Annotated in this window: 23 protein-coding genes; 8 read left to right on the forward strand and 15 right to left on the reverse strand. The window is 69.9% G+C overall.

The features are described from left to right. Positions 1–46: 46 nt before the first annotated feature. Positions 47–895: a helix-turn-helix transcriptional regulator gene (locus tag ACWC94_RS15125; RefSeq protein WP_450796988.1), complete on the reverse strand. Its 849-nt coding sequence runs from the start codon at positions 893–895 to the stop codon at positions 47–49. A gap of 139 nt (positions 896–1034) precedes the next feature. Here ACWC94_RS15125 and ACWC94_RS15130 point away from each other — a divergent pair, with 139 nt between their 5' ends. Further along, the gene (locus ACWC94_RS15130) at positions 1035–2063 is read left to right on the forward strand and encodes an aldo/keto reductase (RefSeq protein ID WP_450796990.1); all 1029 of its coding nucleotides are present in this window, start codon (positions 1035–1037) and stop codon (positions 2061–2063) included. 76 nt (positions 2064–2139) lie between these two features. Here ACWC94_RS15130 and ACWC94_RS15135 read toward each other — a convergent pair whose 3' ends face one another. Continuing rightward, complete coding sequence (locus tag ACWC94_RS15135; protein ID WP_450796991.1) at positions 2140–3579, reverse strand: gamma-aminobutyraldehyde dehydrogenase; 1440 nt, start codon at positions 3577–3579, stop codon at positions 2140–2142. Positions 3580–3749: 170 nt separating this feature from the next. On the opposite strand from ACWC94_RS15135, the gene ACWC94_RS15140 reads away from it, so the two are divergent. The 6 genes from ACWC94_RS15140 to ACWC94_RS15165 all read left to right on the forward strand — a co-directional run bounded on the left by ACWC94_RS15140 (position 3750) and on the right by ACWC94_RS15165 (position 9550). Then, the gene (locus ACWC94_RS15140; protein ID WP_450796992.1) at positions 3750–4271 is read left to right on the forward strand and encodes an Lrp/AsnC family transcriptional regulator; all 522 of its coding nucleotides are present in this window, start codon (positions 3750–3752) and stop codon (positions 4269–4271) included. A gap of 19 nt (positions 4272–4290) precedes the next feature. Further along, positions 4291–5655, forward strand: coding sequence for an aspartate aminotransferase family protein (locus ACWC94_RS15145; RefSeq protein ID WP_450796993.1), 1365 nt, complete (start codon positions 4291–4293; stop codon positions 5653–5655). A 230-nt stretch (positions 5656–5885) separates the two neighbouring features. Next, a complete protein-coding gene (locus ACWC94_RS15150; protein ID WP_450796994.1) occupies positions 5886–6626 on the forward strand; it encodes an ABC transporter ATP-binding protein in 741 nt (246 codons plus the stop codon). Then, entirely contained in the window at positions 6608–8134 is a 1527-nt protein-coding gene (locus ACWC94_RS15155) for a hypothetical protein (RefSeq protein ID WP_450796995.1), read from the forward strand. Before ACWC94_RS15150 ends, ACWC94_RS15155 begins: the two co-directional genes overlap by 19 nt. Positions 8135–8242: 108 nt before the next feature. After that, entirely contained in the window at positions 8243–8656 is a 414-nt protein-coding gene (locus ACWC94_RS15160; RefSeq protein WP_450796996.1) for a VOC family protein, read from the forward strand. Between the two features lie 189 nt (positions 8657–8845). Further along, a complete protein-coding gene (locus ACWC94_RS15165; RefSeq protein ID WP_450796998.1) occupies positions 8846–9550 on the forward strand; it encodes an LAETG motif-containing sortase-dependent surface protein in 705 nt (234 codons plus the stop codon). A 77-nt stretch (positions 9551–9627) separates the two neighbouring features. On the opposite strand, the gene ACWC94_RS15170 is transcribed toward ACWC94_RS15165, so the two are convergent. The 9 genes from ACWC94_RS15170 to ACWC94_RS15210 form a co-directional block, all read right to left on the reverse strand. Continuing rightward, positions 9628–10425: a maleylpyruvate isomerase family mycothiol-dependent enzyme gene (locus tag ACWC94_RS15170; RefSeq protein WP_450796999.1), complete on the reverse strand. Its 798-nt coding sequence runs from the start codon at positions 10423–10425 to the stop codon at positions 9628–9630. A gap of 25 nt (positions 10426–10450) precedes the next feature. Continuing rightward, entirely contained in the window at positions 10451–11470 is a 1020-nt protein-coding gene (locus ACWC94_RS15175) for an ABC transporter ATP-binding protein (RefSeq protein WP_450797000.1), read from the reverse strand. A 29-nt stretch (positions 11471–11499) separates the two neighbouring features. Continuing rightward, the gene (locus ACWC94_RS15180; RefSeq protein ID WP_450797001.1) at positions 11500–13101 is read right to left on the reverse strand and encodes an ABC transporter permease; all 1602 of its coding nucleotides are present in this window, start codon (positions 13099–13101) and stop codon (positions 11500–11502) included. 38 nt (positions 13102–13139) lie between these two features. Next, on the reverse strand, positions 13140–14213 hold the full coding sequence (locus ACWC94_RS15185; protein WP_450797002.1) for a thiamine ABC transporter substrate-binding protein: 1074 nt from the start codon (positions 14211–14213) through the stop codon (positions 13140–13142). 213 nt (positions 14214–14426) lie between these two features. Further along, positions 14427–15533, reverse strand: coding sequence for a 23S rRNA (adenine(2503)-C(2))-methyltransferase RlmN (gene rlmN, locus ACWC94_RS15190; protein ID WP_450797003.1), 1107 nt, complete (start codon positions 15531–15533; stop codon positions 14427–14429). 345 nt (positions 15534–15878) lie between these two features. Beyond that, entirely contained in the window at positions 15879–16061 is a 183-nt protein-coding gene (locus ACWC94_RS15195; RefSeq protein WP_450797004.1) for a hypothetical protein, read from the reverse strand. Between the two features lie 188 nt (positions 16062–16249). Then, positions 16250–16693, reverse strand: a complete 444-nt coding sequence (locus tag ACWC94_RS15200) for a hypothetical protein (RefSeq protein ID WP_450797005.1) — start codon at positions 16691–16693, stop codon at positions 16250–16252. Between the two features lie 984 nt (positions 16694–17677). Beyond that, positions 17678–17944, reverse strand: a complete 267-nt coding sequence (locus ACWC94_RS15205) for a hypothetical protein (protein WP_450797006.1) — start codon at positions 17942–17944, stop codon at positions 17678–17680. Positions 17945–18749: 805 nt separating this feature from the next. Then, positions 18750–18887: a hypothetical protein gene (locus ACWC94_RS15210; RefSeq protein ID WP_450797007.1), complete on the reverse strand. Its 138-nt coding sequence runs from the start codon at positions 18885–18887 to the stop codon at positions 18750–18752. A gap of 306 nt (positions 18888–19193) precedes the next feature. Between ACWC94_RS15210 and ACWC94_RS15215 the strand changes: the two genes are divergently transcribed. Continuing rightward, positions 19194–19853, forward strand: a complete 660-nt coding sequence (locus ACWC94_RS15215) for a YceI family protein (protein WP_450797008.1) — start codon at positions 19194–19196, stop codon at positions 19851–19853. Positions 19854–19995: 142 nt separating this feature from the next. Here the strand turns inward: ACWC94_RS15215 and ACWC94_RS15220 are convergent, their stop codons facing one another. The 4 genes from ACWC94_RS15220 to tsf all read right to left on the reverse strand — a co-directional run bounded on the left by ACWC94_RS15220 (position 19996) and on the right by tsf (position 23690). Continuing rightward, positions 19996–21135, reverse strand: a complete 1140-nt coding sequence (locus tag ACWC94_RS15220) for a phosphatidate cytidylyltransferase (RefSeq protein ID WP_450797009.1) — start codon at positions 21133–21135, stop codon at positions 19996–19998. Continuing rightward, the gene (gene frr, locus ACWC94_RS15225) at positions 21135–21692 is read right to left on the reverse strand and encodes a ribosome recycling factor (RefSeq protein WP_014675285.1); all 558 of its coding nucleotides are present in this window, start codon (positions 21690–21692) and stop codon (positions 21135–21137) included. Before frr ends, ACWC94_RS15220 begins: the two co-directional genes overlap by 1 nt. 175 nt (positions 21693–21867) lie before the next feature. Further along, positions 21868–22626, reverse strand: a complete 759-nt coding sequence (pyrH, locus tag ACWC94_RS15230; RefSeq protein ID WP_031167360.1) for a UMP kinase — start codon at positions 22624–22626, stop codon at positions 21868–21870. 227 nt (positions 22627–22853) lie between these two features. After that, positions 22854–23690: a translation elongation factor Ts gene (gene tsf / locus ACWC94_RS15235; RefSeq protein ID WP_450797010.1), complete on the reverse strand. Its 837-nt coding sequence runs from the start codon at positions 23688–23690 to the stop codon at positions 22854–22856. Positions 23691–23744: the final 54 nt, after the last annotated feature.

Below are 23744 nucleotides of genomic sequence, written 5' to 3' on the forward strand. Positions count from 1 at the left end.
GTCGAGCAAGGCCCGGCCTGTCCGACACCTTGTCGATCAGTGCTGTTCACGCACCGTCCGGTCCCCAGCTGCCGACCAGCCCCAGCGCCTCGCCCGCTCCGGTGTCCGGCGCTGGAAGATAGCTGACCAGGACCTGGCCGGGTTCGTTGGTGTGCAGCACCTCGAAGTCCAGGGTGAGCGGGCCGACCAGCGGGTGGTGCAGGGTGTAGCGGCCGGGGCCCTTGTCCGCCACGTCCTGCCTGGCCCACAGCGCGGCGAACTCCTCGCTCCTCATGGCGAGCGTGCCGATGAGCGAGGCCAGCGCCGGATCGTCGGGGTACCGGCCCACGCTCATCCGCAGAAAGGCCACGGTCGACTCGGCCTTCGACCGCCAGCTGTCCGCGAACAGCTCGAGGTAACGGGCGTCGAAGAAGACCAGGTGCGCGAACGTCCGCCGCTCACGGGGCAGTTCACCGAAGTCGCCGAAGACGGCGGCGGCGAGCGGGTTCCAGGCGAGCACCTGGGTGAGGTGACCGCAGACGTACGCGGGTCCGGGCTGGGAGTCGATCAGCCGGCGCAGGGAGGGCCGTACGGTCTCGGTGGCCGGTGCCGTGTCCGGCAGCGCGCGGTCGGGGCGGGCCAGGTTGCGCAGGTGCGCGCGCTCGGCCGGGTCCAGGCGCAGCGCCCGGCCGACGGCCTCCAGCACGCCGTCCGACACATGCGGGTTGCGTCCCTGCTCCAGGCGCACGTAGTACTCGACGCTCACCCCGGCCAGCTGCGCCAGTTCCTCGCGCCGCAGCCCGGGCACGCGCCGGGTCCCGTACGCCGTCAGCCCCACGTCGGCCGGGGTGAGCCGGGCCCGCCGGGACCTGAGGAACTGGCTGAGTTCGGAGCGCCGTTCGCCGGGTGTCGTCATGCCCCGAGTATCCGGGACGCGCGCCGAACCAGGGTGGTCAAGTCTTTCCCCCCTATAAAACGTGCCTGTTGAGGGGGGGTACCGGGGGCGCAGAGTCATGGACGTCAGCCAACGACGAGTGCGACAAGGACGTACGACGATGACTCTCCCCCTCCGCCCCCTCGGCACCTCCGGCCTCGACATCTCCGTGATCGGGCTCGGCGGCTGGACGTTCGGCGGCGACGGTTGGCGCTTCACGTGGGGCGCGCAGGACGACCGGCGGTCGATCGAGACCGTGCACCGGGCGGTCGAGCTGGGCGTCAACTGGATCGACACGGCGGCCGTGTACGGGCTCGGCCACTCCGAGGAGGTGGTCGGCAAGGCGCTGGCCGAGCTGCCGCGGGCCGACCGCCCGTATGTGTTCACGAAGGTGGGGCTGGTCTGGGACCCGGAGAACCCGGCTGCGGCGCCCCTGCGGATCATGCGGCCCGACAGCGTACGGCGCGAGGTCGAGGACTCGCTGCGCCGGCTCGGTGTCGAGGCGATCGACCTGTACCAGGTGCACTGGCCGGACACCGGCGCGTCCCTGAACTGGGACGGCACCGAGCCCCCCGAGGACGCGCGGACCACCCCGCTGGAGGAGTACTGGCAGGTGATGGCCGACCTGAAGGCGGAGGGCAAGGTGCGGGCGATCGGGTTGTCCAACCACACGCCCGAGCAGCTCGCGGCGGCGCACCGCATCGCTCCGGTCGACGCCGTCCAGCCCCCGCTGTCCCTCCTCAACCGCTCCGCCGAACCGGAGATCGACTGGGCCGCCGACCACGGCGTCGGTGTGATCCCCTACCAGCCGCTCCACTCGGGCCTGCTGGGCGGCACCTTCACCCGGGAGCGGCTCGCCTCGCTGGACCCGTCCGACTGGCGCCGCACCCACCCGGACTTCACCACGCACCTGGACACCCACCTCCGTACGGTGGACCGGCTGCGGAAGGTCGCCCAGGCGCACGGGACGACGGTGGGAGCGGTGGCGATCGCCTGGGTGCTGGCCCGCAGGGGCGTCACGGGGGCGATCGCGGGAGCGCGGCGCCCGGAGCAGACGGCGGACTGGGAGCAGGCGGCACGGCTGGAACTGACCGGCGGGGAACTGGAGTTCGTCGTCCAGGGAGGCGCGGGGGAAGGCGCGGCGGAATGAGACGGCGCGGCCCCGGACGGTGAGGTGAACCCGTCCGGGGCCGCGCTGTCGTGCGCCGTGCTGTCGCGCGCCGTGCCTATGCGTCCAGGGACGTCATCACGTGCTTGATCCGCGTGTAGTCCTCGAAGCCGTACGCCGACAGGTCCTTGCCGTAGCCGGACTTCTTGAAGCCGCCGTGGGGCATCTCGGCGACCAGCGGGATGTGGGTGTTGATCCACACGCAGCCGAAGTCGAGCTTCTTGGACATCCGCATCGCGCGGGCGTGGTCCTTGGTCCACACCGAGGAGGCGAGGGCGTACTCGACGCCGTTGGCCCACTGAACGGCCTGGTCCTCGTCGGCGAAGGACTGGACGGTGATGACCGGGCCGAAGACCTCGTTCTGGATGATCTCGTCGTCCTGCTTCAGGCCGGAGACGACGGTCGGGGCGTAGAAGTAGCCCTTGTCGCCGACCTGCTGGCCGCCCGCCTCGACCTTGGCGTGCGCGGGCAGGCGCTCGATGAAGCCGGCGACCTGCTTGAGCTGGTTCGGGTTGTTCAGCGGGCCGAAGAGCACGTCCTCGTCGTCCGGCTGGCCGGTCTTGGTCTCGGACGCCGCCTTGGCGAGCGCGGCCACGAACTCGTCGTGGATCGACTCCTGGACGAGGACGCGGGTCGCGGCCGTACAGTCCTGGCCGGCGTTGAAGAAGCCCGCGACGGAGATGTCCTCGACGGCCTTGGCGATGTCGGTGTCCTCGAAGACGACGACCGGGGCCTTGCCGCCCAGCTCCAGGTGGACCCGCTTGAGGTCCTTCGAGGCCGACTCGGCCACCGACATGCCGGCGCGGACCGAGCCGGTGATGGAGGCCATGGCCGGGGTGCCGTGCTCGACCATCAGGCGGCCGGTGTCACGGTCGCCGCAGATGACGTTGAAGACACCCTTGGGCAGGATCGAACCGATGATGTCGGCGATCAGGACCGTGGAGGCCGGGGTGGTGTCCGACGGCTTGAGGACGACCGTGTTGCCCGCGGCGATGGCCGGGGCGAACTTCCACACGGCCATCATCATCGGGTAGTTCCAGGGGGCGACCTGGGCGCAGACGCCGACCGGCTCGCGGCGGATGATCGAGGTCATCCCCTCCATGTACTCGCCGGCCGAGCGGCCCTCCAGCAGTCGCGCCGCGCCCGCGAAGAAGCGGATCTGGTCGACCATCGGCGGGATCTCCTCGGAGCGGGTGAGCCCGGTCGGCTTGCCCGTGTTCTCCACCTCGGCCGCGATCAGCTCCTCGGCGCGCTCCTCGAACGCGTCGGCGATCTTCAGGAGCGCCTTCTGCCGCTCGGCGGGGGTCGTGTCGCGCCAGGCCGGGAAGGCGCGGGCGGCGGCCTCCATGGCGGCGTCCACGTCCGCCTCGCCGGACAGCGGCGCGGTCGCGTACGCCTCGCCCGTCGCGGGGTTGACCACCTCGGTGGTCCGTCCGTCGGCGGCGTCCCGGAACTCACCGTCGATGTAGTTGCGCAGACGACGCAGCTCGGTGCTCACTGCCGGCCTCCTGATCAGGTTCTTTGCGTCCACTTACTGAGACACCCACCCTAGCCGCCGGGCCCACGTTTTCAACACCCCCGCCGCCCACACTTCTGCGAAATCCGCAAGACATGGACTCTTAAACAACGAATTTCATCGATCGGGCCTTGCGAAACTGTCGAGACGTCGTGCACAGTGAGGTCGTGGCCAGTCGAAGCGCAGACCAGAGGGACTCCTCCCGCGAGTCCAGGAACGGCAACAGCCCCCAGCTGGACGCCGTCTCCCTCGCCATCATCCAGCAGCTCCAGGAGGACGGCCGCCGGCCGTACGCCGCGATCGGCAAGGCCGTCGGCCTGTCCGAGGCGGCCGTGCGCCAGCGCGTGCAGAAGCTGCTGGACCAGGGCGTGATGCAGATCGTCGCCGTCACGGACCCGCTCACCGTGGGCTTCCGCCGGCAGGCGATGGTCGGGATCAACGTCGAGGGCGATGTCGAGTCGATCGCGGACGCGCTGACCGGCATGTCGGAAGTCGAGTACGTGGTGATGACCGCGGGCTCGTTCGACATCCTCGCCGAGATCGTCTGCGAGGACGACGACCACCTGCTGGACGTCATCAACAAACGCATCCGGTCCCTGCCCGGAGTGCGCTCCACCGAAAGCTTCGTCTACCTGAAGCTGAAGAAGCAGACCTACATGTGGGGAACCCGATAACCGTGAGGACCCGATAACCGTGAGCAGCAAGGACCTCAGCCGCACCGCGTACGACCACCTGTGGATGCACTTCACCCGCATGTCCTCGTACGAGAACTCCCCCGTCCCGACCATCGTCCGGGGTGAGGGCACCTACATCTACGACGACAAGGGCAAGCGCTACCTCGACGGTCTCGCGGGTCTGTTCGTGGTCCAGGCCGGTCACGGCCGCACGGAACTCGCCGAGACCGCCTTCAAGCAGGCCCAGGAGCTCGCCTTCTTCCCGGTGTGGTCCTATGCCCACCCCAAGGCCGTCGAGCTGGCCGAGCGTCTGGCCGACCACGCCCCGGGCGACCTGAACAAGGTCTTCTTCACCACGGGTGGCGGCGAGGCCGTCGAGACCGCCTGGAAGCTCGCCAAGCAGTACTTCAAGCTGCAGGGCAAGCCGACCAAGTACAAGGTCATCTCGCGTGCGGTCGCCTACCACGGCACCCCGCAGGGCGCCCTGTCCATCACGGGTCTGCCCGGTCTGAAGGCGCCGTTCGAGCCGCTCGTCCCGGGCGCGCACAAGGTGCCGAACACCAACATCTACCGCGCCCCGATCTTCGGCGACGACCCGGAGGCCTTCGGCCGCTGGGCCGCCGACCAGATCGAGCAGCAGATCCTCTTCGAGGGCCCGGACACCGTCGCCGCGGTCTTCCTGGAGCCGGTGCAGAACGCCGGCGGCTGCTTCCCGCCGCCCCCCGGCTACTTCCAGCGCGTGCGCGAGATCTGCGACCAGTACGACGTCCTGCTCGTGTCGGACGAGGTCATCTGCGCCTTCGGCCGCCTGGGCACGATGTTCGCCTGTGACAAGTTCGGCTACGTCCCGGACATGATCACCTGCGCCAAGGGCATGACCTCGGGCTACTCCCCGATCGGCGCCTGCATCATCTCCGACCGGCTCGCCGAGCCGTTCTACAAGGGCGACAACACCTTCCTGCACGGCTACACCTTCGGCGGCCACCCGGTCTCCGCGGCCGTGGGTCTCGCCAACCTCGACCTGTTCGAGCGCGAGAACCTCAACCAGCACGTGCTGGACAACGAGGGCGCCTTCCTGCAGACCCTGCAGAAGCTGCACGACCTGCCGATCGTCGGCGACGTCCGCGGCAACGGCTTCTTCTACGGCATCGAGCTGGTGAAGGACAAGCACACCAAGGAGTCCTTCAACGAGGAGGAGACCGAGCGGGTCCTGTACGGCTTCCTCTCCAAGGCCCTCTTCGACAACGGCCTGTACTGCCGTGCCGACGACCGCGGCGACCCGGTCGTCCAGCTCGCCCCGCCGCTGATCTCCAACCAGGAGACCTTCGACGAGATCGAGCAGATACTGCGCGCCACCCTCACGGAGGCGTGGACGAAGCTCTGAGCCTTCCCGGGAGGTCTGCACCTCCCCCTGGAAGGTCCGATCATCCGACCGGCTGATCGACACCGGCCCCGGTGCCTCCGTTCGAGTGGGAACGGAGGCCCGGGGCCGTGTGCTGTCCGGGCTGCCGCAGGGGACCTGCCTAGCGTTCCAGTGACCGATCGGCCCAGCCTTCGTTCCCCCGCACGAGGGACCAGGCAGGGAAAAACGGATCAGAACCGAGGTGTACGCACATGGAGGCCCCGCCGGACAACGACGTGCTCTGGGCACGCTCGCTGCACTTCAGGTACCCGGACGGGTCGCCCGGGCTCGCCGGGGTCGCGCTCGCCGTGCGCGAGGGCGAGATCGTCGCCGTAGCCGGACCGCGGGGCAGCGGCAAGACGACCCTCCTGCGCTGTCTGTCGGGCCTGCTGCCGGTGCGGCACGGCGAGGTGTGGTTCAACAGCACGCCCCTGCACACCCTCGGCCCGATGCGCCGGGAGCGGCTGCGCCGGGACCGCTTCGGCTGGATCGACTCCGCACCCGTCCTGGTACCCGAGCTGAACGCCTGGGAGAACGTCGCGCTGCCGCTGATGCTGCGCGGTGCCGGCCGCCGCAGGGCCAAGGTGGCCGCGCTGGAGTGGCTGGAACGGCTCGACGTCGGTGAGAAGGCCCGCAACCGCCCGCACGCACTCCAGCAGGCCGAACGCCAGCGGGTGTCCATCGCCCGGGCGCTGGCCGCCGCACCCATGATCCTCTTCGCCGACGAGCCGACGGCGCCGCTGCACCGCGCCGACCGCATCCAGGTCCTGCGCACTCTCATCACGGCCGCGCGCTCGCACGGCATCACCGTGGTCCTCGCCACGCACGACCCCGAGACCGCCGCCCTCGCCGACCGGGCCGTGGGCCTGCTGGACGGCCGGAGCGTGCGCACCGTACACCTGCCGGAGGCACCCGAGACGGAAGGCCGCGCCGCGTGGTCGCTCTCCGTCTGACCCGTACGGGTCGCCCCGCCGTCCAGCTGCGCCGCCTGCTGGTGGTCGCGGCCTCGGCGGGCACCGGCTTCCTGCTCCTGTCCTGCCTCGGCTACGCCCTGGACCACCCCGAGTCCGCGGACGCCGCCACGCTGCGCCTAGCCTGGTGCACGGTGCCGCTCGCCGCGGCGGTCTACCTGGCGCTCGCCGTCGCCCGCACCGACCCCGGCACCCGGCCACGCCCCGGCCTGTCCGCCGTGGGCCTCGGCCCGGCACGCCTGATGGCCGTCTCCGCGCTGACGACGGCCCTGTCCTGCGCCCTGGGCTCGCTGCTGGCGCTGCTGGTCTTCCTCCATCTGCGCGGCGACCCGACGGGCATGCCCTTCGACGGCGCCGCGGCGGACGTCCTGGCCGCGGACCAGCCCCTCCCCGCCCCGGCCGCCCTGACCCTCCTGGCCCTGCCCCCCGCCGTGGCCTCGGCGACGGTGGCCCTGGCCCTGCGCCCGAAGGACCCCCGGCCCGCCGCCCCGGCTCCCCACAGGTACGGCCGCTTCGGGGCGTACGGCTCGCTGGCCCGGGAGACGTTCGGCACGTACGCGCGGTTCGGCGCCCGGTTCGGCCGACAGAGCGGAACCGACGGCGAGCGCCCCGGAGCCCGGCCCGCGGGCGACCGCACCGCCGGGACGGCCGACGGCGGCACACAGGCCCGTCCGTATCCGGCGGCCACTCGTGCCACCGGGCCGGCCGACCACGACGCACAGCCCCCACCGCACCCCACGCGCGACCGCGCGACCGGGCCGGCCGGCCACGGCGCACAGGCCCACCCGTATCCCGCGGGCAACCGCGCCACGGGGGCGGCTGCCGACCCCGAGCAGGGCGGCACCCCGCCGGCGCCGGGCAGCGCGACCCACCCCGAGCCCCAGGCACCGGCCACCGACTCGGCCGACGTCGCCCCCGGGCCTCCCAGGGAAGCCCCCGTCGGCTTCCCCTGGGGCATCGCCCTCCTCGCCACCGGTCTGACGGCCCAGGCGTACGCCGACCGGTCGGCCCTCGCGGTACTCACCGGCTGGCTCCTCACCACCACCGGCCTCGTCCTCACCGCCCCCGGCCTCACCCACCTGTGCGGCCGACTCCTGCAGTCCGCCCGCCCCGGCGCCCTCCGCCTCCTCGCCGGCCGGGTCCTCATGGCGGAGGCCACCCGCATCGGCCGCCCCCTGGGGGTCGTCTGCGCGGTCGCGTCCGCCGGCCTGGCCAGGACCACCCCGTACGCCGGCTCGGTACCGGCGTTCGGCCCGCTGACCACCTTCGGCACCCTGTTCGTCGCCGCCTGCACGGTCGCCACCCTCCTCACCGCGGCCGTGGAGACCCGCCAGGCCCGGGCCGGCACGACCGCCGCCCTGCTCCGCCTCGGCGCTCCGGCCACGATGCTGCGCACGGCCGCGGCCCTCCGTGCGGCGGCCCTGCTGGCGTTCTTCGGCCCCCTCACGCTCGGCGTGGCCGCCCTGGCGGCGCTCCCCGTGACCCGCTGAGCGGCCCGCCGCAAAAAAATCTCCCGCGACCGATGAGTTCTCCCGGGGCCCGGGGTCTACCCCGCCGAACACGCCGACCCCAAGGCGACACACGGAAGCGAGCACCTCATGTACCAGCAGATGATCTTCGTGAACCTGCCCGTGAACGACCTCGACGCCTCGAAGAGGTTCTTCACCGAGCTCGGCTACACGATCAACCCGCAGTTCAGCGACGAGAACGCCGCATCCGTGGTGATCAGCGACACCATCGTCGCGATGCTGCTCACCAGGCCGTTCTACGCGACCTTCACCAAGAAGGAGATCGCCGACGCCACCACGACCAGCGAGGTGCTGGTCTGTCTGAGCGCCGAGAGCCGCGAGAAGGTCGACGAGCTGGTCGACAAGGCCATCGCGGCGGGCGGCACACCGAGCGGCCCGACCCAGGACCACGGCTTCATGTACGGGCGCGCCTTCGACGACCTCGACGGCCACACCTGGGAGATCATGTGGATGGACCCGGCCGCGATCGAGGGTCAGGGCTGAACCGGGATCAAACGTAACGGCGGTTAATAAACAGGTAAAGCCAACTGCCCTGGGCGGCATATGCATTGACACTGCTTACGGAGCGCTTATAGACCTGTGAGCCTCCTGGGGGTGATGGGGCCTCACCTCATCCGTAGCTCCAACTCCCCCTTCAGCCCCCCGCAGTTGTGCACTCTGTAAAGGACAAACGTGTCCATAACTCGCCGTAGCGCGCGCCGTTCCGTGCGCATCCTGGGTGTCGCCTCCGCCTCGGCCGCCGTGGTGCTGGGTCTGTCCAGCTCCGCGCTCGCCTGCAACATCCGTGACTTCAAGGCCGAAGCCAAGTGCGACGGCGAAAAGGGCGTCATCGTCGTCACCGACACCGACGCCTCCGCCACCCCCGCCACCATCTCGGTGTTCCTCAAGGGCGGCAGTGGCGTCGAGACCAAGGTGGGCGAGCAGAAGGCCAAGGGCTCGGCTCTGGGCACTCCGGTCAGCTTCCCGGGCGACTGGAAGCCGAACGCGACGTACCGCGTGCACGTCACGGCCGCCCACAAGGTCGTCGACGAGGACATCCAGCCCGACCTGGTGACCCCGTCGACCGCCTGCGCGACCAAGAGCTCGACCCCGACGCCCCCGGCCAAGACGCCGAAGCCGAAGCCGAAGCCGAAGCCGTCGACGTCCGCCCCGGCGGAGTCGGCGACCCCGACTCCGTCGGCCTCCGAGTCCAGCTCCGCCCCGGCGACCGCGCCGAGCAACGCGCCGTCCCCGGCGGCCGGTAGCTCCAACCTCGCCGAGACCGGTGCCAGCTCCAACACCGGCCTGATCGCCGGCATCGCGGGCGCGCTGGTCGTCGTCGGCGGTGGCGCGGTCTTCTTCGGCATGCGCCGTCGTGGGACGCGCGGCAACGGCTGACGCCTCGCCCTCCGTACACCGCCGCGGCCCGTCCTCCTATCCCCAGGGGACGGGCCGCGGTCGTTTCCCCGTCCGGCTCAGCCGAAGGTCGCCCGCTCCAGCCAGAACTCCAGTACCGCCCGCTCGCCGAGGACTTCGAGGCCGGGGCCGTCCAGCGGCAGCCGCCGGTAGAAGGCCAGCAGCACGGAGGTGAGCGGGCCGCGCAGGGCGACCGTGGCCTTCTCATGACCGCGCCGCCAGCGCGCCCCCTCCTCGGCCAGTTCGATCAGCCACTCCGCGTTCAGCGCCGGGTCGGCGTCGGTGGCGTGCAGGTGGATGCTGCTGCCCGGCCGGCGCAGGTCCCTCCCGGGGTCCCGCGGCAGCGTCCGCTGTCCCCACTCCACGATCTGGAGCCACTCGTCCACCGCGTCGGCGGCGATGTCGGGGGCGACCTCGTAGGGGAGCCCGGCGGCGAGCGTGGCATCGGCACGGTGAACGGTGATCTCGTGGGCCATACGGCGCGCCCAGAAGCCGGAGTTCAGCACCCCGGCCCACGCCCACACCGAGGTGTCCGGTCCCGCCTCCCGCAGCGCGCCCACGACCAGCTCGCCGGTCTCCGCGAGCCACGTGTCCAGGGCGGCCCCGTCGCCCCGCGCCTCCGGTCCGCCCACCAGCGGGATCCCCTCCTCCGGGAGGTGCTCCTGCGCCCGGCTGCGCACCAGGGCGTCCACCCAGCGCAGGGCGCCGCCCACATGCCGCACGAGGTCCTCCAGCGACCAGTCCGGGCAGGTCGGCACGGTCGCGGACAGGTCGGCCCCGGAGGTGACCACCTCTCTCAACTGCTCTGTCTGATGGGCGATTTCGTCGCAGTACCGGTCATGCGCGAGAACGGTCATGCCCCTCACCCTAGGGGCCCGGTGATCAGTCGAGTACGACGGTTTCGGCCGCGTCGAACTCCACACCCACCCCGTCCCCGACCTCCGGCGCGTCCCGCAGCGCGCAGGCCGCCTCCAGGCGCGGCCCGTCCTGGGGCTGGAGGTGCACGGCCACATGGGTGCCCTTGAAGGTGCGGGCGGTCACCGTGCAGGGCAGACCGGTGCCGGCCGCCACGAGCCGTACCCCGGCGGGCCGGACCAGCAGGCTGCGGGCACCCTGCGGGGAGCCCTCCGGCACCGGCAGCTTGCCCCAGGGGCTGTCGGCGGCCGTCCCCACGACGGTCGCCGGGACCACGTTGTCGAAGCCGAGGAAGCGGGCCACGAACGCGTCGGCGGGCCGCTGCCACACCTCGAGCGGTGCGCCGGACTGCGCGATCCGCCCGTCCCGCATCACCACCACCCGGTCGGCCAGCGCGAAGGCCTCACCCTGGTCGTGGGTCACGGCGAGCACGGTGGTGCCGAGCCGGCCGAACAGCTCCCGCAGTTCGACCACCAGCCGTTCCCTGAGCGAGCGGTCGAGCTGGCCGAGCGGCTCGTCCAGCATGAGCAGCCGGGGCCGGGGCGCGAGCGCCCGGGCGAGGGCCACGCGCTGCTGCTCGCCGCCGGACAGCGAGGCCACGGCCCGCCGGGCGGCCCCCGGCAGCCCGACCAGCTCCAGCAACGTGCCGACCTCGGCGTCCCGTTCGCCCTTGGCGACACCGTGCATGCGCAGCCCGAACGCCACGTTCGCGCCGACGTCCCGCTGCGGGAAGAGCTGGTGGTCCTGGAACATCAGGCCCACGCCGCGCTTGTGCGCGGGAACGCCGGACTGGTCGCGGCCGTCGAGCAGCACCCGTCCGCCGGACAGGGCCTGGAGCCCGGCGACCGCCCGCAGCAGCGTGGACTTCCCGCTCCCGCTGGGCCCCAGCACACACACCACCTCGTGCTCGGCGACGTCGAGGCCGACCGCGTCCAGCACGGCCCGCCCGCCGAAGCACACGGTCGCGGCATCCAGGCTCAGCAGCATCGGGAACTCCCCCGTCGGGCCGGCAGCATCTAGAACTCTCCCGTCCGGTCGGTGCGCAGCCGCTCCAAGGTCAGCAGCGCGGCGGCGCACACCACCATGAGAATCGTCGAAAGGGCCATCGCCTGGCCGTAGTTGAGGTCTCCGGGGCGGCTGAGCAGCCGGGCCACGGCGACCGGGAGGGTCGGGTTGTCGGGCCGGGCGATGAACACGGTCGCCCCGAACTCACCGAGCGAGACGGCGAACGCGAACCCGGCCGCGACCAGCAGCGCCCGTCGCACCAGCGGCAGGTCCACCTCCCGCCACACCCGCCAGGGCGAGGCACCCAGCACGGCGGCGGCCTCCCTCAGCCGCGCGTCCACCGCGCGCAGCACCGGCAGCATCGTCCGTACGACGAAGGGGGCGCCGACCAGCGCCTGCGCGAGCGGGACGAGCATCCAGGACTGTCTGAGGTCCAGCGGCGGCCTGTCGAGGGCGATCAGGAAACCGAAGCCCACGGTCACGGCGGACACGCCGAGCGGCAGCATCAGCAGCGCGTCGAAGCCCCGCACCAGCCGTCCGGCGTCCCGGCGGGCCAGGGCGGCGGCGGCGAGACCTCCGATCAGGACGGCGACGGCGGTGGCGGCGACGGCGTACTGCAGGGAGGTCCACACCGCGTGCACGGGCGCCACCAGGAACGTACCTCCGTCGGAGTGCGCGAGCGCCCGGTAGTAGCCGAAGCCGGGCGCGTCGAGGGAACGGCGGACGAGGACGGCGAGGGGCAGGACGAGGAGCAGCGCGATGGTGGCGAGGACACCGGCGAGCAGGGCCCACTGTCCGGCGCCGCGCGGCCGGCGGGCGGTCGCCTTCGGGTCGACGAGCCGCAGGGCGGCCTCCCGCCGCCGTACCGTCCAGGCGTGCACGGCGAGGATCGCGCCGACGGCGACGAACTGGACGAGCGTGAGGACGGCGGCGGCGGAGAGGTCGAAGACCTCGGAGGTCTGCCGGTAGATCTCCACTTCGAGGGTGGAGAAGGTGGGGCCGCCGAGGATCTGGACGACGCCGAAGGAGGTGAAGGTGAACAGGAACACCATCAGGGCGGCGGCGGCCACGGCGGGCGCCAGGGCGGGCAGGGTGACCTTCCGCCAGGCGTGCCACGAAGACGCGCCCAGCATCCGGGCCGCCTCCTCCTGCCGGGGGTCGAGCTGGGACCACAGCCCGCCGACGGTCCGTACGACGACCGCGTAGTTGAAGAAGACATGGGCCAGCAGGATCGCCCACACCGTGGTGTCCAGCCGTACGCCCCACAGCTGGTCGAGTAGTCCGCCGTGCCCGACGAGGGCGAGGAACGCGCTGCCGGCGACGACGGTCGGCAGCACGAACGGGACGGTGACGACGGCCCGCAGCAGCCGCTTGCCCGGGAAGTCGAAGCGGGCGAGGACATGGGCGGCGGGCAGGGCGAGCAGCAGGGTGAGCGCGGTGGACGCCAGCGCCTGCCAGGTGGTGAACCACAGCACGTGCCGGATGTCCGGCTGGGTCACCACGTCCGCGAGCCGCCCCAACCGCCAGGCGCCGTCCACCTTCAGCCCGCGCGCGACGATCGCGGCGACGGGCCAGGCGAAGAACAGCGCGAAGAACGCGACGGGCAGGGCCATGAGCCCGAGCCGCGCCGCGTTCCCCCGCCGGGGTTTCGCTACTTCAGTACGAGCGAGGTCCACGACTTGACCCACTGGTCACGGTTGGCGGCGATCTTGCCGGGGGCCATGGTCTCGGGGTGCTCGGCGGCCTTGCCGTACTCGGTGAACTCGGCGGGCACCTTCGCGCCCCGCACCACCGGGTAGACGTACATGTTCAGCGGCATGTCCTCCTGGAACTCCTTGGAGACCAGGAAGTCGATGAACGCCTTGGCGCCCTTGGGGTTCTTGGCGTTGCCGAGCAGCCCGGCGAACTCGATCTGCCGGAAGCAGGTGCCGTACGCCACCCCCGTCGGGGCGGTGCTGGGCCGCTTCTTGGCGTAGATGACCTCGGCGGGCGGGGAGGACGCGTACGACACGACGAGCGGCCGGTCACCGCCGGCCTTCCTGCCCTCGGACGATCCCGAGAACTCCTGGTAGTAGGCCTGCTCCCAGCCGTCGACGACCTTGACGCCGTTGGCCTTGAGCTTCTTCCAGTAACCCTGCCAGCTGTTGTCCCCGAACTGGGCGGCGCTGCCGAGCAGGAAGCCGAGGCCCGGCGAGGAGGTGGCGGCGTTCTCGGTGACGAGGAGGTTCTTGTACTCGGGCTTGGCGAGGTCGGCGAAGGTCTGCGGCGGGGTCAGACGGTGGTCGGCGAAGTACTTCTTGTCGTAGTTGACGCAGATGTCGCCGTAGTCGATCGGCGTGACCCGGTGCTTGGCCTGGTCGAGCTGGTAGGCGGCGCCGGTCCTGTCGAGGCCCTTGGCGGTGTACGGCTGGAAGAGGCCGTTGTCGAGGGCGCGGGACAGCAGGGTGTTGTCGACGCCGAAGAAGACGTCTCCCTGCGGGTTGTCCTTGGTCAGGATCGCCTTGTTGACGGCCTGCCCGGCGTCGCCGTCCTTGAGGACGTGGACCTTGTACCCGGTCTTCTTCTCGAAGTCCTGGAGCACGTTCTTGGACACGGCCCACGAGTCGTGGCTGACGAGGGTCACGGTCTTGGAGTCCGCGGACGACGTACTGTCGCCGGAACCGCACGCGGCCAGGCTGATCAGGCCGAGCCCGACCGCCACGGCCACGAAGGTCTTGTTCTGCACTGGATGTCCTCCTGGGGTTGGCCAGGAAGAGACGCGGCCCTGCCCGGGCTCCACGAGGAAGGCCCGGGCAGGGCGCAACAGCTTGAGTGATGACCGAACTCCCTACCCAGAATGACCTGGGCGAGGTTCAGAGGGTCTGCGGCCCTGTCCGCCGCACTCTCAGCGCTGTGGCGCTCCCCTGTCGGAATGTGAAGATGTGTGGACCCGGCCAGATTACCGCTCGGTGGCGGCCAGCTGACCACAGGCCCCGTCGATCTCCTGCCCCCGGGTGTCCCGGATGGTGACGGGCACCCCGTGAGCGGCGATGGCCTCGACGAACGCCTTCTCGTCCTCCGGCCGGGAGGCGGTCCACTTCGACCCCGGCGTCGGGTTCAGCGGAATGAGATTGACGTGCACGGGCTTGCCCTTGAGGAGCCGCCCGAGCCTGTCCCCCCGCCACGCCTGGTCGTTGATGTCCCGGATGAGGGCGTACTCGATGGACAGCCGTCGTCCGCTCTTCTCCACGTACTCGAACCCGGCGTCCAGCACCTCGCGCACCTTCCACCGCGTGTTCACGGGGACGAGGGTGTCGCGCAGCTCGTCGTCGGGAGCGTGCAGGGAGATCGCGAGCCGGCACTTGAAGCCCTCGTCGGAGAACCGGTGGATGGCCGGCACGAGCCCGACGGTGGACACGGTGATCCCGCGCTGCGACAGCCCGAGCCCGTCCGGGGCGGGGTCGGTCAGCGCCCGGATCGCACCCACGACCCGCTTGTAGTTGGCGAGCGGCTCGCCCATGCCCATGAAGACGATGTTGGACAGCCGGGCGGGTCCGCCGGGCACGTCCCCGTCCCTCAGGGCCCGCATCCCGTCGACGATCTGGTGGACGATCTCGGCCGTGGACAGGTTCCGGTCCAGCCCGGCCTGCCCCGTGGCGCAGAACGGACAGTTCATGCCGCAGCCCGCCTGCGAGCTGATGCACATGGTGACCCGGTCCGGATACCGCATCAGCACGGACTCGACGAGGGTCCCGTCGAACAGCCGCCACAGCGTCTTGCGGGTGGTCCCCTGGTCGGTGGACAGATGCCGTACGACGGTCATCAGCTCCGGGAACAGCGCTTCCTGCAGCCTGCCGCGCGACCCGGCGGGGATGTCGGTCCACTGCTCCGGGTCGTGCGCGTACCGCGCGAAGTAGTGCTGCGAGAGCTGCTTGGCACGGAACGGCTTCTCACCGATCTCGGCCACCGCGTCCTTGCGCTCGGCGGGCGTGAGGTCGGCGAGATGCCGCGGCGGCTTCTTGGCTCCGCGCGGCGCGACGAAAGTGAGTTCTCCGGGCTTAGGCATAGCCTTACCAGTGTCGCAGATCCAAATGGGTGACCTGCGGGTGTCGCTCGCTACGACTGCCGTTAGTAGGCGTCACCGGTCGCCACCGAGCGGCCTCGGACGGCCCAGGGACGATCACTCGTCGGCTGCCCGCCACTCATCGAGCCGGACCCTGACCTGGTGGTTGTGGCCATGCCAGAAGACCTCACCCTGACGACGGCCCCGAGGGCCGGGAGTTCCATCCCCTGTGGCATGGCTGTAACCTCCGCCAGCGCCACAGCGGGCGGTCCAGGGCCCGTGGGCCATGCGTACTCATCCATCGCTCGATCTTGAGGCCCTGGACGACTGGGGGCCAAGACGTGTTGATCACGACCCGTGCAAGAGGGCTGGTGTCGGCTCGCCGCGGCAAGGACGATGGCCCGAAGCGCCGAAGAACAGCACCTCGGTGATGACGCTGACGACTGCGATGTCTCGGGTGGCGTCAGTGATGATCGCCATGATGATCCCACCAGAGACCCAGGCGAACCAGATCCGGAACACCCCGTTCATGGCGATCAGCAGCCGGTCTACTGATCACCGGTCCCGCCGACCAGCGAGGCTGAGGAAGCCCACGGCTCTGAACTGCTCAGATGCCGTGGGCTTCTGTCGTTGTCGGTCAGCGTCAGCTGACCTCGGACGGCCCAGAGACGGCCCAGGGTCGGCTGGCGCCAACGCCGGTCGCACCAAGCCTTCTCGAGCTACTCGTCGATCGGGCGCACGAATTCCAGGGTCCATGTCTGCTGGAACTCGGGCTTGGGTGGAGTGAGTTCGATCTGCGCGCCGCGGTGGCTAGCGGACCAAGCTAGGCCCTTCTCCGAGAGGATCTTGACGCCGCCGAGAACCGGCTCGAAGGTGAACCTCGCCCACTCGCTGCTGGGGACGTTGTTGACCCAGAGTTTGTCCTCGGCGATCACCAGCCCCGCGGTCTCGTGGGCGGCGAGGCGAATCATGTAGGGCGCTCCCGGCTCCGGCTCGACGGGCTCGATGACCCACTCCTGTTCGATCGGGAGGGGATTGAGGCGGTCGGTGATGACAGGGGCGCCGTGCTTCGTGGCGTACTCGGTGGCAGTCACCAAGGAGCTGGGGCCAATGATGTGGGCGTGAAGCTTGTAGACGCCAGGTTTCAGTGGGATCGGAGGCATGGGCAGGCTTCCCTTTCTCGCGGCTTGTTGTGAATGAGTGACTTAATGTCACCAACACAGTCCCAACATCACCATGAGTCCAGCGCCAACGCACGAGGGGTACCGCCATGCTGGGTACGGCAGGCTGTGCTGCGACGCCAGGTCGGCGGAACGATTTTTGGGCGGGAGCTGCCTCGGCGCGAGTGATCATGGCCCCTTACGCTGGCCCGCGGATCGGGCAGGCGTGTGGACCTGCCCGTTAGTGCCCGATGTGGGGCCATGATCTTCGAGGCTCGCGCCAAGGTGGCTTCCTGAAAGCCGTGGAGCCGACCGCCCCAGCCACGACGTGTTCTGGCCTCATGCGCTGTGCGCCCGGAGGAGCGGAGCGACGACGGGTGCTTGATGAACCGCCCTGGTCGACACCAGGCCGATGCGGGTCCCGGTCGCCCTTGGGCGGCGTGCCAGATGACCGCACTTCCGTAGCGATCCGGCAAGCACGCCGGTCGTCTCACCTCGCCTGGTAGAAATACCGAGAAGGCGAGACTGGCGGTCCTGACTGAACTGCTTTCTCATAAGCGTCATGCACTATGCGGACGAACTTCCGGTGGCCTCTCTCCTTGGAATGTTCAGCTTCTGCTATCCAGTGGGGCCCACGAAGCTGTCAAGCTCAAGGGCCAGATCAGCGTCGGAGGAGATGTCGAGCATGTAAGCCGAGTACATTCCCAGGGTGAACAGCCTGATGGATCAGCGATGCCGCAACACCAATGAGAGCCAAGGCGGCGAAGGTGGACGTGTATATCTGGCTCCTTAACGATGATCGGCACTGTGATCAACAGAAGTGTTGCAGGGGTACTGGCAGCCCCGGCCGGGGCCGTGATGACCACACTCATCGGAGTGTTCGCCGGGAGCATGGCATGCCGGCCCCGACCACAGTGGACTCGCGCTGTACTGCCACGGCCCGGAGATGACCCCGACCACACTGAGCTGAGGGGATGGATGGTGTCGCTACCGGGGGGTGAGCTTCACCTGAACACCGCCGATGGTCGAACCCCATGCTTGACCGCTCTCCAGCGCTTTCGCGCCCTCATCCAGTAGTTGGATCTTCACGGCATCGGCCGACGTCTTCAGCGCCTGCCACGCTCGATCGGAGTCGAAGACCCGTCGTGATCGTGCCACTGAGATGTCCAGTGCTCGGATAGCAGTGTCTACGTCAGCCACGTCCTCCCCCGCGCTGCCGACGCCATCGAGGGACCAGTCCAGCCAGAAGCCCATGCACTTACGTTCCCATGGCAGCCTCACAGTAGCGAGTTCGGATGATCCTTCGATGCCTCGCCACGGCCTCCACCACCACTCGCCCCAGCTCCCCTCCCGTACGCCGTCGACCCAGACACCGTGGACCGGGCACGGGCCGCGCCTGCCGTCGGCCGGTGGCCTGGTGCGGGATCAGCGGGCCGTGCGAACGCCCGCGCGTCTGGCAGCGTCGGCCCGCATGCCGCCGCCACCACGATCCGACTTCTCGATAAAAAAGGAGTGCGCGGTGACCCCGGTAGCGGGGCGTTGGGTCGAGCTGCTGTTGCGTCCTTCCCTTCCTGAGGCCGGATCGTGGTGGCGGCGGCGTGAGGGCCGGGCGCGGCCGTTGATGCGCTTGGGCGGATGGTGCGGGGGCCGGGTTGGCGATGATCCAAGAGTGCCGTTGGCCGCCGGACCAGCGAGCGAAGCGAGCCTTGACTGGTCTCGCTGATCCCTCAACTGCCTAGAACCCGTTCTGCGTTCGGCTTCCTGGGAGACCACTGGCGCGGCAACAATGCCGGTTGTGGACGCCTGGGTGACGCTGCTCGCGACTGTTGTTGGTGCTGCCATCGCGTTGCTGGGGCAACACCTCATGAAGCGCGCTGAGGATAGAGCACGCCTGTCGGAGTTGCTCTTGGAGCAGTGTTCGTTGGTCGCGGCGTCGGCAGCAGACTTCGAGAATGTAATCAGGCGTTATGACCGGCACCACACCGCCATAGCGGAGTTCATCGCTGTGAGTGGCGAGGTGGTTCCCCGCCGTCTCGCGTCGGCGTAACTCGGAACACTCTCACGGCCCAGGCACGGCCCAGCTGCGGGCGATCCACTTCACCGACCGCTCCGGATCCAGGGCGACGGCCTCCAGGTCCCCGGACGCGTCGCGGATCTGCTGGAGAGTCCACCCCGGCGGGAGCTGTGCGTCGGCCATCCACGGATGATCCCATCCAGCGGGAGGTGCCGAGGGCGAGGGGCAGGGGGCGGAGGCCGGGGGACGACGATCACCGGAAGCAGGAGCGGCAGCGCTGTGAGCTGTCGGTCAGACCCTCGCTCGGATCGCCCACGGTCAACTCCGGCCGTCGCGCGAGCGCCTCGGCGTGCCGCAGGTCCCGTCGGGTGGCCCCGCTGTGCGTGTGTGACGGGTGCGGGTGGTGAGCTGTGAAGTTCTGCTGACGAACGGTCGGGTTTCCTGGTCGGGCCTTGTCCCGCCCCGTGGCCTGCCGTAACCACATGATCCATGAACCTTTTCGGCCGCAACTCCTTCCAGCGGCGCGCGCAGCCGTCCCCCACCCCTGTGACGACCGCCGGCCCGGTGGCCAGAGACACCGCCGTCCTGCCCGATCCCGAGCTGGCGGGACTCAGCGGCGAGTGGCTGATCGATCCCGCACACAGCAGGATCGGGTTCTCCGTGCGGCACGCGATGGTGACGACGGTGCGCGGCGCCTTCACGGAGTACGAGAGCCGTCTGTACTTCGACGGCCGTGACCCGGCCCGCTCCCGTGCCGACCTGGTGCTGTACACCGCCAGCGTCGACACGGGTGTCGAGCAGCGCGACGCCCATCTGCTCGGCCGCCAGTTCCTGGACTCGGCGACGTACCCGCGGATGACCTTCACGAGCACCACGGTGCGGCTCGCGGGCAGGGACGTCTATCTGATGACCGGCGACCTCACCATCAAGGACACCACCCGCCCCGTCGACCTGGAGCTCACCTACATCGGCCATGTGACCGACGCGTTCGGTGACGAACGGGTCGGCTTCGACGGCACCACCACCATCAACCGTTCCGACTGGGGCCTGTCCTACGACGCCAGGCTGGCCCAGGGCGGCTCCATGGTGAGCGAGAAGGTCCGCCTCCAGTTCGACATCGCCGCCATCCGGACCACGCCATCGGCCTGAGAGCCCCGAGAGCCCGAGAGACCTGAGCGCCGGAGAGCCTGAGCGCCTGAGGGCCTTGGAAGCTGCCGTACGCAACGGGCCCCCGCCCTGCACCAGGGACGGGGGCCCGTACACGTAAGCCGTACGGCGCGGGACTCACGCCTCACGCGGAGCCGACGAAGAGCACCAGCAGGAGCCAGACCACCGGCGCCGTCGGCAACAGTGAGTCCAGCCGGTCCATGATGCCTCCGTGGCCGGGGAGCAGGGTGCCCATGTCCTTGATCCCCAGGTCCCGCTTGATCATGGACTCCCCGAGGTCGCCCAGCGTGGCGCTGGCCGCGACCGCGAGGCCCAGCAGCAGGCCCTGCCACCAGGAGCCGTGGTTGATCAGGAACTGCATGCACAGCGCGCCCGCCACCATCGCGAACAGCACCGCTCCGAGCAGGCCCTCGCGGGTCTTGCCGGGGCTGATGCGCGGGGCCAGCTTGTGCCTGCCGAACCGCCAGCCGACCGCGTAGGCGCCGGTGTCGCTGACGACCGTGAGAAGGAGGAAGGTCAGGACACGCCAGGGACCGTCCGCAGCCGTCAGCATCATCGCGACGAACGTGGCCAGGAACGGCACGTAGAACGCCGCGAAGACCCCTGCCGTGACGTCCTTGAGATAACCCTCCGGGGACTCCGTCATGCGCCAGACCAGGACGGCCAGGGCCGTGAGGGCCATGGCGACCCACGCGCCCTCGGCACCGCGGACGTACCCGGCGACGACCATCGCGGCACCGCCGACCGCGAGCGGCACCAGTGGCGCCTTGATGCCCTTGCGCTCCCGCAGCCTGCTGGTCAGTTCCCACAGGCCGACGACGACGGCGACCGCGATGACGCCGACGAACACGGGCTTCCAGACGAACAGGGAGGCGACGATCACCACACCGAGCCCGACGCCGACCCCTATGGCCGCGCTCAGGTCACGGCCCGCGCTCTTCTTCTGCGGCGCTGGCGCCGGCTGGTGGGCGTCGGGCATGGGCTCCGGATTCTGGTTCTCGGCCGGGACTGTCCGGGTCGGCGCGGACTCGGAGCGGAACTCGTCCTGGAACAGGGAGCCGCTCACCCGAGCGGCCCCCCGGTCGTCGGCTCCGCCCTGGGCGGATTCGTCGGGCACGATGGGCATGGGGCGAGTCTGCTGCGCCACAGGCGCATCGTACGCGGGACCCGCCGGGGCGGCCCCCTGGACAGGCCCACCCTCGGTGGGCCCCCAGTAGCGGGCCTGCCCCGCCGGTGGCGGTGCCCCCCAGGAAGAGTCGCTCATCAGACTTCGAGCAGTTCCGCTTCCTTGTGCTTCAGGAGCTCGTCCACCTGGGCAACGTACTTCGCCGTGGTGTCGTCGAGCTCCTTCTCCGCACGACGGCCCTCGTCCTCGCCGACCTCGCCGTCCTTGATCAGCTTGTCGATGGCGTCCTTGGCCTTGCGGCGCACGGAACGGATCGAGACCTTCGCGTCCTCGCCCTTGCCCTTGGCGACCTTGATGTACTCGCGGCGGCGCTCCTCGGTCAGTTCGGGGAACACCACACGGATGATGTTGCCGTCGTTGCTGGGGTTGACGCCCAGGTCGGAGTCGCGGATCGCCTGCTCGATGTTGCGCAGGGCGCTCTTGTCGAACGGCGTCACGACCGCCATGCGCGGCTCCGGCACGGAGAACGAGGCCAGCTGGTTGATCGGCGTCGGGGCACCGTAGTAGTCGGCCACGATCTTGTTGAACATCGCCGGGTGCGCACGGCCGGTGCGGATCGCGGCGAAGTCCTCCTTGGCGACCACGACGGCCTTCTCCATCTTCTCCTCGGCCTCGAGGAGGGTCTCTTCGATCACCACTTGCTCCTGCGTGTCTTGAGTAAGGCCCGGCTGCGGTTCCTGAAGTGGGTCTGCGGCCGGCTGCGTCGCGTCTTCTTCCTGCACGGTTCCCGACCGGCAGGACATTGTCCATCCCCCGGCCAGGGTCCGGCCCCTTACAGGGCCGCACAGCACCGGCCGGGTTGATCCCGGGTCAGTCCCGGCTGCCCTGGTCACCCACCAGGGTGCCGATCTTCTCACCCTTGACGGCGCGGGCGATATTGCCCTCCGCGAGAAGCTCGAAGACGAGGATCGGGAGCTTGTTGTCGCGGCACAGCGTGATGGCGGTGGCGTCGGCGACCTTGAGGTCGCGGGTGATGACCTCGCCGTAGCCGAGAGCGTCGAACTTGACGGCGTCCGGATTGGTCTTGGGGTCGGAGTCGTAGACCCCGTCCACGCCGTTCTTGCCCATGAGCAGCGCCTCGGCGTCGATCTCCAGGGCGCGCTGGGCGGCGGTGGTGTCGGTGGAGAAGTACGGCATGCCCATACCGGCGCCGAAGATGACCACGCGGCCCTTCTCCAGGTGGCGCACGGCGCGCAGCGGGATGTACGGCTCGGCGACCTGGCCCATGGTGATGGCGGTCTGCACCCGGCTGTCGATGCCCTCCTTCTCCAGGAAGTCCTGGAGGGCGAGGCAGTTCATCACGGTGCCGAGCATGCCCATGTAGTCGGAGCGGGCGCGGTCCATGCCGCGCTGCTGGAGTTCGGCGCCGCGGAAGAAGTTGCCGCCGCCGATGACGACCGCGATCTCGGCGCCGTCCCGGACGACGGCCGCGATCTCACGGGCGATCTTGTGCACCACGTCCGGGTCCACGCCCAGGCCCCCGCCGCCGGAGAAGGCTTCTCCGGACAGCTTCAGCAGAAACCGGCCGCGTACTTTGCCGTCGTCGCTCTTCTGGGCCTTGGTGGTCATGGGGATCCCGCCTCTTTCACGTGTTGCACATACGAAGAAGGCCATTGCCGATGGGGTCGCTTTTCGCTCCCATGCGCGGCAATGGCCTCCTCGTCAGATCTGCTGCCGTCCGCCCCACGCCGGGGTGTGGCGGTGTGCGCGGACGACTGCTTACGACCCTATCCGGATTTCTCCCGGGATTGGTCCCGAAATCTCTCCGTGGGTCGTGCGTCGATCGCGGTACGGGCTCAGATGCCGACCTTGATGCGCGAGAAGCGCTTCAGGGTGACACCGGCCTCGTCCAGCACCTTCTGGACCGACTTCTTGTTGTCCAGCGCGTACGGCTGGCCGAGCAGCGTGGCGTCCTTGAAGAAGCCGTTGAGGCGACCCTCGACGATCTTGGCGATCGCGGCCTCGGGCTTGCCCTCGGCGCGGGTGGTCTCCTCGGCGATACGACGCTCGGACTCGACGACGTCGGCCGGCACCTCGTCCTTGGAGAGGTACTTCGGCGCGAAGGCGGCGATGTGCTGGGCGACGCCCTTGGCGACCTCGGCGTTCGGCTTGTCCAGCTCGACCAGGACACCGATCTGCGGGGGCAGGTCGGGCATGGTGCGGTGCATGTAGGCGAGCACGAAGCCGTCGGCGAACTGCGCGAAGCGGTCCAGGACGATCTTCTCGCCGAGGTTGGCGTTGGCCTCGTCCACGAACGCCTGGACGGTCTTGCCGGCCTCGATCTCGGAGGCGAGCAGGGCCTCGAGGTCCGCCGGGTTCGTCTTGGCGACGTGCTCGGCGATGGCCTTGGCCACGGCCTGGAACTTCTCGCCCTTGGCGACGAAGTCCGTCTCGCACTTCAGCTCGACCAGGACACCGGAGGAGTTGTCGTCGGCGATGATGGAGACCACGGCGCCGTTCTCGGCGGAGCGGCCCTCGCGCTTGGCGACGCCCTTCTGGCCCTTGATGCGCAGCGCCTCGACGGCCTTCTCGACGTTGCCCTCGGCCTCGTCCAGCGCCTTCTTGCAGTCCATCATGCCGGCGCCGGTGAGCTCACGGAGCTTCTTGACGTCGGCGGCGGTGTAGTTCGCCATGAGTCTGTGAGTCTTTCTCGAAGTCTGGAGGTCTTCAGATCCGCACGGTTCGTG

The organism is Streptomyces sp. NPDC001135, assembly GCF_053598395.1.